General features: G+C 68.7%; 13 protein-coding genes. 10 read left to right on the plus strand and 3 right to left on the minus strand.

The window, feature by feature from the left end:
• The first annotated feature begins 31 nt into the window (after window positions 1-31).
• From infB to EOINJALH_RS14175, 7 genes are all read left to right on the plus strand, one after another.
• Window positions 32-2,956: a translation initiation factor IF-2 gene (gene infB / locus EOINJALH_RS14145; protein WP_088281053.1), complete on the plus strand. Its 2,925-nt coding sequence runs from the start codon at window positions 32-34 to the stop codon at window positions 2,954-2,956.
• An 86-nt stretch (window positions 2,957-3,042) separates the two neighbouring features.
• Window positions 3,043-3,405 carry a 30S ribosome-binding factor RbfA gene (gene rbfA / locus EOINJALH_RS14150; RefSeq protein WP_088281055.1) on the plus strand — a complete coding sequence of 121 codons (363 nt, stop codon included), beginning with the start codon at window positions 3,043-3,045 and terminating at the stop codon, window positions 3,403-3,405.
• Window positions 3,406-3,409: 4 nt separating this feature from the next.
• Window positions 3,410-4,393, plus strand: a complete 984-nt coding sequence (truB, locus tag EOINJALH_RS14155; protein ID WP_088281057.1) for a tRNA pseudouridine(55) synthase TruB — start codon at window positions 3,410-3,412, stop codon at window positions 4,391-4,393.
• A gap of 18 nt (window positions 4,394-4,411) precedes the next feature.
• Complete coding sequence (gene typA, locus EOINJALH_RS14160; protein ID WP_088281059.1) at window positions 4,412-6,229, plus strand: translational GTPase TypA; 1,818 nt, start codon at window positions 4,412-4,414, stop codon at window positions 6,227-6,229.
• Between the two features lie 14 nt (window positions 6,230-6,243).
• Window positions 6,244-7,158, plus strand: a complete 915-nt coding sequence (locus EOINJALH_RS14165; protein WP_088281061.1) for a DMT family transporter — start codon at window positions 6,244-6,246, stop codon at window positions 7,156-7,158.
• Window positions 7,159-7,204: 46 nt separating this feature from the next.
• Window positions 7,205-8,866, plus strand: a complete 1,662-nt coding sequence (locus tag EOINJALH_RS14170; protein WP_088281063.1) for a wax ester/triacylglycerol synthase family O-acyltransferase — start codon at window positions 7,205-7,207, stop codon at window positions 8,864-8,866.
• A 39-nt stretch (window positions 8,867-8,905) separates the two neighbouring features.
• Window positions 8,906-9,802, plus strand: a complete 897-nt coding sequence (locus EOINJALH_RS14175; protein ID WP_088281065.1) for an alpha/beta fold hydrolase — start codon at window positions 8,906-8,908, stop codon at window positions 9,800-9,802.
• A 36-nt stretch (window positions 9,803-9,838) separates the two neighbouring features.
• Here the strand turns inward: EOINJALH_RS14175 and EOINJALH_RS14180 are convergent, their stop codons facing one another.
• Window positions 9,839-10,645: an RES family NAD+ phosphorylase gene (locus EOINJALH_RS14180; RefSeq protein WP_088281067.1), complete on the minus strand. Its 807-nt coding sequence runs from the start codon at window positions 10,643-10,645 to the stop codon at window positions 9,839-9,841.
• Window positions 10,642-11,052, minus strand: a complete 411-nt coding sequence (locus EOINJALH_RS14185) for an MbcA/ParS/Xre antitoxin family protein (protein ID WP_088281069.1) — start codon at window positions 11,050-11,052, stop codon at window positions 10,642-10,644. Before EOINJALH_RS14185 ends, EOINJALH_RS14180 begins: the two co-directional genes overlap by 4 nt.
• A 283-nt stretch (window positions 11,053-11,335) precedes the next feature.
• On the opposite strand from EOINJALH_RS14185, the gene EOINJALH_RS14190 reads away from it, so the two are divergent.
• The 3 genes from EOINJALH_RS14190 (at window position 11,336) to EOINJALH_RS14200 (ending at window position 12,119) form a co-directional block, all read left to right on the plus strand.
• Entirely contained in the window at window positions 11,336-11,518 is a 183-nt protein-coding gene (locus EOINJALH_RS14190; RefSeq protein WP_088281071.1) for a DUF3563 family protein, read from the plus strand.
• A complete protein-coding gene (locus tag EOINJALH_RS14195; protein ID WP_144290036.1) occupies window positions 11,518-11,778 on the plus strand; it encodes a hypothetical protein in 261 nt (86 codons plus the stop codon). Before EOINJALH_RS14190 ends, EOINJALH_RS14195 begins: the two co-directional genes overlap by 1 nt.
• Before the next feature lie 119 nt (window positions 11,779-11,897).
• Window positions 11,898-12,119, plus strand: coding sequence for a hypothetical protein (locus tag EOINJALH_RS14200; RefSeq protein WP_088281075.1), 222 nt, complete (start codon window positions 11,898-11,900; stop codon window positions 12,117-12,119).
• Window positions 12,120-12,164: 45 nt separating this feature from the next.
• Here the strand turns inward: EOINJALH_RS14200 and EOINJALH_RS14205 are convergent, their stop codons facing one another.
• Window positions 12,165-12,857 (minus strand): DUF2894 domain-containing protein, encoded by a 693-nt coding sequence (locus EOINJALH_RS14205; protein ID WP_088281409.1) that lies wholly within the window; start codon window positions 12,855-12,857, stop codon window positions 12,165-12,167.
• Window positions 12,858-12,859 lie beyond the last annotated feature (2 nt).

Consider the following 12,859-nt stretch of genomic DNA (forward strand, 5'->3'; position numbering starts at 1 on the left):
CGCACCGCAGTTCACGCAAGGAAATTCACCCATGGCCGTGACGACCGTCGCCCAGTTCGCAGCCGAGCTCAACCGTCCTGCCGGGACGCTGCTCGAGCAGCTGCAGTCTGCCGGTGTCGCGAAGAAGTCGCCCGACGACGCACTGACCGATTCCGACAAGGAACGCTTGCTCGACTACCTGCGCAGCGCGCATGGCACCGGTGGTGCCGAGCGCAAGAAAATCACGCTGACACGAAAGTCCACCAGCGAGATCAAGCAGGCCGATGCGTCCGGCAAGGCCCGAACCATCCAGGTCGAGGTGCGCAAGAAGCGCGTGTTCGTGAAGCGTGACGACCTGCCGCCCGGCACCGATCCGGACGTGGCCGCCGCGGCCGAAGAGGCCGCGCTCGTCCAGCGCGAGGAAGAAGCCCGCGCCCACGCCGAACTGCTGCGCCGCCAGGAAGAAGAGCTGGCCGAGCGGCAGCGGCAGCGCGAAGAAAATGAACGCCTGGCCCGCGAGGCCGCAGCCGCGGCCGAAGCCGCCGCCAAGGCGGCCGCCGAAGCGGCGGCACGCGAAGCCGCCGAGGCCGCGGCCAAGGCAGCCGCGTCGGCTGCCATCGAGAAGGCCGCTGCATCCGAATCCACCAAGGCCGCGCCGGCAGCACCGGCCGAGGCCGCACCGGCCACGGCGGCCGCGCCGACGCCTGCCGCCGCGCCGGCACCGGCACCTGCACCAGCGCCAGCCCCGGTGGAGTCGAAACCCGGCATCCGCATCGTCAAGGCCGGCGAGGCCGAAGCGGCCGAGAAGGCGCAACTGGCGGCCGTGGCCAAGCGCCGTCAGGCCGCCGAGAGCGAAGCGGCGGCCATCCGGGCGATGATGAACACCAAGAACACGGTGCGCACCGCCCCCAAGAAGCCGGAAGAGGTCAAGCCGGCTGCGGCGGCCACACCGGCCATCTCTGGCACGATCCACAAGCCGAAGACCGCCCCGGGCGCCACTGCGGCACCGGGCAGCGCCAAGCCGGGCGACAAGAAGTCGGTCAAGTCCGAGAAGTTGTCTTCGAGCTGGGCCGACGACGCGGCGAAGAAGCGCGCCGCAGCGGGCAAGGGTCGGACCGATTCCGGTGGTGCCGGTCGTCCTGGCTGGCGTGCGCCTCGTGGGGGCCGCAAGGGCGAACGTGATTCAGGGCAAAGCAACTTCCAGGCACCGACCGAGCAGGTCATCCAGGAAGTGCATGTGCCCGAGACCATCAGCGTGGCCGACCTGGCCCACAAGATGTCGGTCAAGGCCGCCGAGGTCATCAAGCAACTGATGAAGCTGGGGCAGATGGTCACCATCAACCAGCAACTCGACCAGGAGACCGCGATGATCGTGGTCGAGGAAATGGGCCACAAGGCCTTCGCCGCCAAGCTGGACGATCCGGACGCGTTCCTCGAAGAAGAACACGTCGCCACCGAAGGCGAGAAGCTGCCGCGTGCGCCGGTGGTCACCATCATGGGCCACGTCGACCACGGCAAGACCTCGCTGCTCGACTACATCCGCCGCACCCGTGTGGCGGCGGGCGAGGCGGGCGGCATCACGCAGCACATCGGCGCCTACCACGTCGAAACGCCGCGCGGCATGATCACCTTCCTCGACACCCCGGGCCACGCAGCTTTCACCGCGATGCGTGCCCGTGGCGCCACCGCCACCGACATCGTCATCCTGGTGGTCGCCGCCGACGACGGCGTGATGCCCCAGACCAAGGAAGCCATCGCCCACGCGAAGGCCGCCGGGGTGCCGATCGTGGTGGCCATGAACAAGATCGACAAACCCGGTGCCAATCTGGAACGCCTGAAGGGCGAACTGGTGGCTGAAAGCGTCGTTCCCGAAGATTTCGGCGGCGACACACCGTTCGTTCCGGTGTCGGCCAAGACGGGCGAGGGCATCGACGGCCTGCTCGAGCAGGTGCTGCTGCAGGCCGAGGTGCTGGAACTGGCTGCGCCGGTCACATCGCTGGCCAAGGGCCTGGTCATCGAAGCCAAGCTCGACAAGGGCCGCGGTCCGGTGGCCACGGTGCTGGTGCAAAGCGGCACGCTGCGCCGCGGCGACGTGGTGCTGGCGGGTTCGAGCTTCGGCCGGGTTCGCGCCATGCTCGACGAGGACGGCAAGGCCACGCAAGAAGCGGGTCCGTCGATCCCGGTCGAGATCCAGGGCCTCACCGAGGTGCCGCAGGCCGGCGACGAGTTCATGGTGCTGTCGGACGAGCGCCGCGCCCGCGAGATCGCCACCTTCCGCCAGGGCAAGTACCGCGAGGTCACGCTCAACAAGCGCCAGGCCGCCAAGCTCGAGAACATGTTCGAGAACATGGGCGAGGGCCAGGCCCAGACGCTGGCGCTCATCGTCAAGGCCGACGTGCAGGGTTCGCAGGAAGCGCTGTCGCAGTCGCTGGTCAAGCTCAGCACGCCCGAGGTCAAGGTGCAGATCGTGCACGCGGCCGTCGGCGGCATCAGCGAGAGCGACATCAACCTGGCGATCGCCTCCAAGGCCGTCATCATCGGCTTCAACGTGCGTGCCGATGCCAATGCGCGCAAGCTGGCCGAAGGCAACGACGTCGACATCCGCTACTACAACATCATCTACGACGCGGTCGACGAAGTGAAGGCGGCCATGACCGGCATGCTGGCGCCCGAGCAGCGCGAAGAGATCATCGGCGGGGCCGAGATCCGCACGGTGTTCGTGGCCAGCAAGATCGGCACGGTGGCTGGTTGCATGGTCACCGCCGGCCTGGTCACGCGCAACGCGCGCTTCCGCCTGCTGCGCGACAACGTGGTGATCTATACCGGCGAGATCGAGTCGCTCAAGCGCCTGAAGGACGACGTGCGCGAAGTCAAGGAAGGCTTCGAGTGCGGCATCAAGCTGAAGAACTACAACGACATCGCCGAGGGCGATCAGCTGGAGTTCTTCGAAGTCAAGGAAGTCGCACGAACGCTGTAAGGCGGATTTGCCCTCACCCTGCAAACCCCGCCCTCTGCAAAGTGGGCGGGGTTTGCGCTTGAGTGGCAACCGAAGGAGCCCATGCCATGCGCCACAAGAAAGCCATCCCGAACCGCAGCTTCCGCATCGCCGACCAGATCCAGCGTGATCTGGGCGAACTGATCCGCGAGTTGAAGGACCCCCGTGTCGGCATGGTCACGATCAACAGCGTCGATGTGACGGCCGACTATGCCCACGCCAAGGTGTACTTCTCGCTGCTGATGGGTGAGCCCAGCGAGTGCGAGGCGGGCCTGAACGAGGCCGCTGGCTTCCTGCGCAACGGCTTGTTCAAGCGCCTGCAGATACATACCGTGCCGACACTGCATTTCCACTTCGACCGCACCACCGAGCACGCGGCCGAGTTGAGCGCGTTGATCCGCCAGGCCAACGCAACGCGGGCCAAGGACTGAGACCGTGAACCGCCCAGTTCGTCCCCGCATCGTGCGGCGCACCGTGCACGGTGTGCTGCTGCTCGACAAGCCGCATGGCTGGACGAGCAACGATGCGCTGCAGAAGGCCAAGTGGCTGCTGCGGGCCGACAAGGCAGGGCACACCGGCACGCTCGATCCGCTGGCCACCGGCCTGCTGCCGCTGTGCTTCGGCGCGGCCACCAAGTTCAGCCAGGTGAGCCTGGACGCCGACAAGTCCTATCGCGCCACCCTGGGTTTGGGCCGACGCACCAGCACCGGCGATCTCGAAGGCGAGGTCGTCGACGAGCGGCCGGTGCAGGTCGATCGCGCGGCCGTCGATGCGGTGTGCGCTCGATTTGCCGGGCCGATCGACCAGTTGCCGCCGATGCACTCCGCGCTGAAGAAGGACGGCAAGGCCCTCTACGAGTACGCGCGCGCCGGCGTCACCGTCGAGCGCCCGACGCGTCGGGTGACGATCCACGCCATCGACGTGGTCGACTGGCAGGGCGACATGCTGGTGATCGACGTGCGCTGCAGCAAGGGCACCTACATCCGCACGCTCGCCGAGGACATCGGCGAGGCGCTGGGTTGCGGTGCGCACCTGGCCGCGCTGCGGCGCACGGCCAGCGGCCCGCTCGACGTGGCCCGGGCCGTGACGCTGGCCGAGCTCGAGGCGATGGACGAGCCGCGCCGCGAGGCCCTGCTGCTGCCGCCCGACTGCCTGCTGTCGGAGTGGCCTGCGCTGGCACTGGATGCCGGGGAGGCGGGCCGCTTCCTCTCCGGCCTGCGCCGTCGCGTCGCCGAGGCCGACCGCGCCGCCGTGCGCGTCTACGGCCCCGAGCCGGGCGCCTTCCTCGGCACAGCCCACATCGCCGGCGGCGAACTGATCGCAGACCGGCTGCTGAGCCCGCCCGAAGTGCAGGCCCTGCTGATTCCCACGACCGCCATGCCCACCCCCGAGCCCGCGCCAGCCCTGGCGGCCGCCTGATTTTTCACGAGACCCACCATGACCCGTCAGATCCGAAACATCGCCATCATCGCGCACGTCGACCATGGCAAGACCACCCTGGTCGACCAGTTGCTGCGCCAGAGCGGCACCTTCCGCGAGAACCAGCAGGTGGCCGAGCGCGTGATGGACAGCAACGACCTCGAGCGCGAGCGCGGCATCACCATCCTGGCCAAGAACTGCGCGGTGGAGTGGAAGGGCACGCACATCAACATCGTCGACACGCCGGGACACGCCGACTTCGGCGGCGAGGTCGAGCGCGTGCTGTCGATGGTCGACAGCGTGCTGCTGCTGGTGGACGCGGTCGAGGGCCCGATGCCGCAGACCCGCTTCGTCACGCGCAAGGCGCTGGCGCTGGGCCTGAAGCCCATCGTGGTGGTGAACAAGGTGGACCGGCCGGGCGCCCGGCCTGACTACGTCATCAACGCCACCTTCGACCTGTTCGACAAGCTGCATGCCACCGAGGCGCAACTCGACTTCCCGGTGATCTTTGCCTCGGGCCTGAACGGCTGGGCCACCTTGGAGCAAGGCGCCATCGGCACCGACCTGGCACCTCTCTTCGACGCCATGCTCGAGCACGTGCCCGCGCACGAGGGCGCCGTCGATGCGCCGCTGCAACTGCAGATCTGCTCGCTCGACTATTCCACCTACGTCGGCCGCATCGGCATCGGACGGGTCAACCAAGGCACGCTCAAGCCGATGCAGGACGTGGCCGTGTACAGCGGCCCCGAGAGCACGCCGTTCAAGGCGCGCGTCAACCAGGTGCTGAAGTTCGAGGGCCTCGAGCGCCGCCAGGCCACCGAAGCCGGCCCGGGCGACATCGTGCTGATCAACGGCATCGAGGGCATCGGCATCGGCGTGACGCTGACCGACCTCGAGAACCCGGTGCCGCTGCCGATGCTGATCATCGATGAGCCAACGCTGACGATGAACTTCTGCGTCAACAACTCCCCGCTGGCCGGCCGCGAAGGCAAGTTCGTCACCAGCCGCCAGCTGCGCGACCGGCTCGACCGCGAACTGCAGAGCAACGTGGCGCTGCGTGTGAAGGACACCGACGAAGACGGCATCTTCGAAGTCTCAGGCCGCGGCGAACTGCACCTCACCATCCTGCTCGAGAACATGCGCCGCGAGGGCTACGAACTGGCCGTGAGCAAGCCGCGCGTGGTGTTCCACGACGTGGACGGCGAACGCCACGAGCCGATCGAACTGGTGACCGCCGACGTCGAAGACCAGCACCAGGGCGCGGTGATGCAGGCGCTGGGAGAGCGCAAGGCCGAGCTGACCAACATGGAAACCGACGGCCGCGGCCGCGTGCGACTGGAATACCGCATCCCGGCCCGCGGGCTGATCGGCTTCTCGAACGAGTTCCTGAACCTGACGCGCGGCACCGGCCTGATCAGCAACATCTTCGATGGCTACGAGGCCTATCGGGGCGAGATCGAAGGCCGCAAGAACGGCGTGATGATCAGCATGGACGACGGCGAGATCGTCACCTATGCGCTGGGCAAGCTGGACGACCGCGGCCGCATGTTCGTCAAGCCCGGCGACCCGGTGTACGAGGGCATGATCGTCGGCATCCACAACCGCGACAACGACCTGGTGGTCAACGCCGTGCGCCAGAAGCAGCTGACCAACTTCCGCGTCAGCGGCAAGGAAGACGCCATCAAGATCACGCCGCCCATCGAGCTGTCGCTCGAGTACGCGGTGGAGTTCATCGCCGACGACGAACTGGTCGAGATCACGCCCAAGAGCATCCGCATCCGCAAGCGCTTCCTGAAGGAGCACGATCGCAAGCGCGCCTCGCGCGAAGGGTCCTGACACCGCGGCGTCCCATGCGTCTGTCGCACTCGCAGGCCGTGCTGCTGATGGTGGCGATCACGGCGATGTGGAGCATCGCCGGTGTCGTCACACGCCACCTCGAGGCGGCGCGCAGTTTCGAGGTCACCTTCTGGCGCAGCCTGTTCAACGCACTCGCGCTCTGCGTGGCGCTCGCCTTGATGCGCGGCCCCACCTTCTGGCGAGGGCTGGTGCGCGGTGGCTGGCCACTCTGGGCTTCCGGGTTGTGCTGGGCGGTGATGTACACCAACTTCATGGTGGCCATCACGCTGACCACCGTGGCCACGGTGCTGATCACGATGTCGATCGCGCCGCTGGTGACGGCCCTGTTTGCGCGGCTCTTCCTGCGCCACCTCCTGCCGGCGCGCACCTGGCTGGCCATCGGCGTGGCCGGCTGCGGCATCGCGTGGATGTTCGGGCAGCAGGCGCTGGCCGGCGGTGGCTCGCTCACCGGCACGCTGGTGGCGCTGGGCGTGCCGATCGCCGGTGCGGCCAACTGGACGCTGCTGCAGTACCTGCACCAGCGACACGCCCGCGACCCGTCGATCGACGCGCCCGACATGCTCCCCGCCGTGCTGCTGGGTGCCCTGGGCTCGGCCGCAGTGACGCTGCCGCTGGCCGTGCCGTTCTCGGCGTCAGGCCACGACCTGGGCCTGCTCGCGCTGCTGGGGGTGGTGCAGTTGGCGATTCCCTGCCTGCTGGTGATCCAGGTGGCCAAGGTGCTGCCGGCGCCGGAGGTGTCGCTGCTCGGCATGCTGGAGGTGATCTTCGGCGTGCTGCTGGCCTGGGTGGGCGCCGGCGAGGCGCCCGGTCCGACCGTGCTGATCGGCGGTGCCCTGGTGATCGGTGCCTTGCTGGCCAACGAAGGTGTCGCGCTGCGAGAACGGCAGCGCGCGCTGGCCGCGGGGTAGGGACAGCCCGCTGCGACTCTGCCGCGGCAACGCATAGCATGCAGGCATGAAGCAGCTTTCCGGACTCGACGCCACCTTCCTGTTCCTCGAGACCCCCGAGATGCCGATGCATGTCGGCGCGCTGAACATCTACGAACTGCCGGCGGGCCACAAGGGCAAGTTCATCACCCAGTTGCGAAAGCACATGGCCGAGCGCATGCCGCTGATGCCGGTGCTGCGTCGTCGGGTGTGGTGGATGCCGCTGAACCTGGCCAACCCGGCCTGGGTGGATGCCGAGCCAGACCTCCGCCACCACATCGTCGAGCACAAGCTGCCGCCGTCGGCCAAGGTGGGCGACGGCATGGCCGAACTGGAGGCGGCGGTCAGCGAACTGCACGCGCAGCGGCTGGACCGCGCCCGGCCGCTGTGGAAGTTCCATGTGCTCGAAGGGCTGGCGCCCACGGCGGATGGCCGCAAGCGCGTCGCGCTGTACTCACAGTTCCACCATGCGGCGGTCGACGGCCAGGCGGCCGTGGCGCTGGCCCGCGTGATCCTCGACCTCAGCCCCGAGGGTCGTGCCCTCGACATCAAGCCCAGCAAGCGGCCGCGCACGCTGAGCCTGAGCCTGTCGCAGATGCTGCGCGGGGCGCTGGCCAGCGAGGTGTCGCAGGTCGTGGGCATCGTCAAGCAGTTGCCGTCCACTGTCGGCACCTTGTCCGACGCCGCAGGGTCGGCCCTGCGCCGCAGCGGCCTGCTGGCCAAGGCCACCGGCAAGTCGAAGGCCGGGCCCAGTGTCAGCAACCTCACGCTGGCGCCGCGCACGGTGTTCAACCAGTCGATCGGCGCGGGCCGTGCCTTTGCCGGCGTCAGTTTGCCGCTGGGCGAGATCAAGGCGCTGGGCAAGCAGCACCAGGCCACCATCAACGACGTCGTGCTGCTGGTGTGCAGCACCGCGCTGCGCCGCTACCTGCAGCAGCACAAGGCGCTGCCGCGCAAGTCGCTGGTGGCGGCGGTGCCGATCTCGCTGCGCGAGAAGGGTGACACCACGTCCGACAACCAGGCCTCGATGACCCTGGTCAGCCTGGGCACGAACATCGCCGACCTGGGCAAGCGACTGGCCCATGTGAAGGCGGCCACGGCCGCGATGAAGTCGACGGTGGGCGACCTGCGCAGCATCCTGCCGACCGACTTTCCGTCGATCGGCGTGCCCTGGCTGATGGAGGCGGTGACGGCTCTGTACGGCAAGGCCAAGGTGGCCGACCGCATCCCGCAGGTGGCCAACGTGGTGATCAGCAACGTGCCGGGGCCGCCGGTCCCGCTGTTCCTGGCCGGCGCCCGGATGGCCTGCAACTACCCCACCTCGATCGTGGTGCACGGCATCGCCCTGAACATCACGGTCGAAAGCTACGACCAGCAGATGGACTTCGGCCTCGTCGCCGATGCGCACGCCATGCCCGACGTGCGGGCCCTGGCCAAGGCCATCGAGATCGCCTTCGACGACCTGCGCCTGCTGTCCGGTGAGGCTCCGCCGGACGAGACTGCGGCGTCCCTGGCGGCTGGGGTCATCGGTGCTGCGCAGCGAAAGGTCAAGGCCACCGTGGCCGGCGCGGTGCAGCGGGCGGCCCGCACCGCGGTGGACACGGCGGTCGGCCAGGCCGTCGGTGCCGTGGCGCGCGCCACCGGCCGTTCGAAGGTGACCGCTCCAATCCAGCGCAGGCGCACCCGATAACATGGTCGCCATGCCCGCCGTCGGCGGGTTCGGACGACCATGAAACTGCACGCCAACGGCCTCGGCATCGAGGTGGACGACCAGGGTCCGCGCGACGGCGAGCCGCTGCTGCTGATCATGGGCCTGGGCATGCAGCTGCTGGGCTGGCCCCAGGAACTGGTCGACGAACTGGTCGCACGCGGGTTTCGCGTCATCCGCATGGACAACCGCGACATCGGCCTGAGCGACGGCCTCGATCACCTCGGCGTGCCCAGCGTGGCCATGGCCGGCTTCCGCTACGCGCTGCGCCTGAAGGTGCGCTCGCCTTACCCGCTGCAGGCCATGGCCGACGATGCGCTGGGCGTGCTCGACGCCCTGGGCATTGCCCGCGCGCACGTGTGCGGTGCGTCGATGGGCGGCATGATCGCCCAGCACCTGGCGGCAAGGCATCCGCAGCGGGTGAAGAGCCTGACCCTGGTGATGTCGACCTCGGGCCACCGCGGGCTGCCGCAGCCCAGTGCGGCCGTGCGACGGGCGCTGATCAGCCGCCCGAAGGGACAGGACGTGGCCTCGATCGTCACCCACCTCGAGCGTTTGTTGAAGGTGATCGGCAGCCCCGGCTACCCGCCCGATCCGTCGCGGCAGCGCGCACGGCTCGAGGCCATGGTGCGTCGGGCCTGGCGTCCAAAGGGCACCGCCCGGCAGTTGCTGGCCGTGGTGGCCGATGGGGACCGCAGCCCCCTGCTGCGACTGATCACGGCGCCCACGCGGGTGGTGCATGGCCAGGCCGATCCGCTGATCCCGGTGGCCTCGGCGCACGACCTGGTGGCCAGGATTCCGAAGGCCGTGGCGGACATCATCCCGGGAATGGGGCATGACCTGCCCTTGCCGCTGATGCCGCGGCTGGCCGCCGCCATCGCGGAGAACGCGGCCCGCGCCGCGCCAGCCGTCGGCTGACCGCCACCTGGCGCGCCGTTGCGCCGCGCCGGTGGCTCAGCCGCCCGGGATGGGCTTGCGCGCCCTGGCTGGAGCAGTGCGACGCGGTGATCGCGTCGTCGGGGCGGCCGTGTCGCTTGCGGCCTCGCCTTGCGCTCCAGTGGCCTCCAGCACGTGCGGCTCGCCCTTCTCGAACCAATGCGTGATGCGATGGCCATCCCAGTGCAGGCTCACGTGCCCGGCGGGCCGGGCATTGGCCAGCGCGCGCGGCACGAACACCGCCACGCATTCGCCAGTGCGGTGGCGCACGCTGTCGTAGGCGAGGGCGGCGCTGCCGGCGTCCCGCATCGCCTGCGCCAGCGCTTGGCCGGCGCCATAGCGATCAGGGTGGTAGACCTCCGCGAAGTCCGCCGCACGCCCGCGCAGATCGTGTGCGGCCACCTGCAGGTCGGCCTGGATCCATCGCAGGTCGACGTCGATTTCGGGTTCAGCGGTGCGGGCCAGGAAGATGGCGCGATGGTGGCTGACCTCCGCGATCGCGGTCTCCAGTGCGCGAGCGGCGTAGTACACGCCACGGCTGCCGTCGCTGAAGCGCGAGCCTTCGGGGTTGAGGTGGGTGAACGCCGCCATCACCAGCGTGGCCCCGGGGCCGGTCACCCGCTCGGCGGGTGGCACCAGCGACAGCGCACCCAGTTCCTGGCGAATGCGCGGGTTGGTGAGCGCCTCGATGGCGAAGACGACGTCGAGGTCTTCGGGGCGGGCGATGTCGTCGTACAGGCCGACCGTGGGAAAGCGGCTGGCAATCAGCCGGTGGCAGGGCGTCCAGGACAGGTCGACGACCGGGATGGCGTCCAGACCCGTCATGCCTTGCCGCCGCGCTGGGCATCGAGGTACTGGCGCACGACGTAAAGGTCGACCACCTGCCCCGCAAGCATGCGGTCGAGCGCCGACTGCCCACCCAGGAAGGGTGCGCTGTTGGGCTTGCGCACCCAGGCATCGGCACGCTCGGGCACCGGGAACAGCACGTGCAGCGCGGCATAGATGCCGAAGAGATAGGACAGGCGCTCCAGCACATGCCGGTCGAGCGGGCTGAATCGGCCTTGCCGCCACTGGTACAGCGTGGTGCGCCCGACCCCCAACAGGGTGTGCTGCTCGGCCGCGGTGAGCTGCCAGGCCTCCGCAAGGCGCCAGAAGGTGCGCAAGGCTGCCTCTGCGGCGGCGGCGGACTGCAGATCGACGGAAGGACCGGCCGGTTGGGGAAGGGCGCTCATGGGTGGCTCCAGTGCACACCCGCGATCGTACGCTTTTGAACAGAAACTTGCCTGGTGTTCAGAAACGAATATGGTTTATGAATGCGTGGAGGGAGCCCGGGCCCCTGCGATCCATCCGGCGCCCGCTCGCCGGATGCCCCGTGTTGGTGGTTTCGAAAGCTTGCAGATCGTGGTTTCGATGCCCATGGCACGAACTGCATGGGGCTGGCCGTGCTGTTCCCCACATTGAAAGATAAGGGTTTGCCCTAATATGGTGTCCTTATCCCATCTCAAGTGACTGACCATGTCCAACCTGACAGAGCTCATCCAAGCTCTCCTCCCGCACCTTGCGACAGAAGCCGAGGCTGACGAGGCCTATCTCAACCAATCGGTCGATCTGAACGACCTCGAGCGCCGCATGCACGAGATCGACGTGCGAGGCCGCGCCGACACCACGGGCCTGGTGCAAGGCCTGTTCCTTCCGTGATGCAGGCGCGCAAGCACATCGTCGCCGCCAGGCCAGACCCGGTCGCCGGCCTGTCCAGGGGCTGGACGATGCCGTTGGAAGGCGCTCGGCGGGCCGCCATCGGGCTGCTGACGCTGCCTTTCGACACCGCCCGAGTCCGATACGGCGCGGCCGTCGAACTGGGCCTGGTGCATCGCTCGATGTTGGCTGGCGCGGCCTTCGAGCGTGACCTCGCCGCCTGGGAGCACTTCACCTTGGGCGCCTGGGCTCGCAGGGTCTGATCTGTCTGCCTGCGTTCGGCGTGCACAACGCCGTATTGAACTTGGCAGCGGTTCAGGCGCATCGACGCAGGCCGACGTTCGGCAGGTCATACTGCCCCTTTTTCTCGCAGGATGGGGCAATGGCGGACAGCCGGATCATTCGACACAAGGAATACGACCTGCACTGCAGCGCCAGGGCGGTCGACGGGGGCCTGTATGCACCGGTGCTGGTGGCGGTGAAGGCGACTTGGCCCACCCGACCCCGGACGATCGAGGTGCCGCGCGGGCACCATCAGGACGAGGCCTCCGCCATCGAGGCGGCCCGCACCCTCGGCATCGAGTGGGTGTCGAACTACGGCTAGCGGCCAACCGGCTGGAGGATGCCCCGACTGACGCGCCCGCAGCCGTCAGGCGCCCTTGCGGCGGGTCGGTTTGCGCTTCTTCTCGACGACGCCGCGCGGGGCGACGGCGGGCGCCGGTGCGACGCTGCCACTCGCGTGGTCCAGCCACAGCAAGGCGTCGACATGCGAGACAAAACGCTGCAGGTAGGCCGGCGACAGGCCTCGCAGGCAGCCGAGCGATCTCGACACGAGCCGGTGTGAGTTGAGCGGGCCCGCGTTCTGAGGCACCGTGGCCAGCGATTGGCTCAACTGGTGGTCGACGCTGAGCGTCGACCAGACGCGCCTGAAGTAACGCAGCGTCGCCTCCTCGACCCTCGCGCCGGCAGCCGGCGTCCCAGCACCAGGCGACCCCTTCATGCCGTTCTCCGGCGAGTGCCGAGCGATGTGGTCGACCAGTTCGGCCAACGGGCCGCGGTGGCCCCGGGAAGGCGCTTCAGTGGCCAGCCTGCGACGCGGACCGCCCGCAGCGCCCATGGCAGTGCCGCGCTGGTGCTCGGGAAGGCTTCCAGCCGAGCAGTCCACCCGGTCGAGCTGTTCGACGCACTCCGCCAGCGCCTTGGAGAGCTTGGTCTCCAGGACGCGTCTGACCTCGCCATCGCAGGCCGTTGTCCTTCGAGCCAGCACCTCGATGAACCGGAATCGGACCGGATCGGCCCGGTCAGCGCCGCGCGCGCGCAGCGCATCGACCCGGGCGCCCAACT

Source organism: Ideonella sp. A 288 (assembly GCF_002198735.1).
Taxonomy (GTDB): domain Bacteria; phylum Pseudomonadota; class Gammaproteobacteria; order Burkholderiales; family Burkholderiaceae_C; genus Pseudaquabacterium.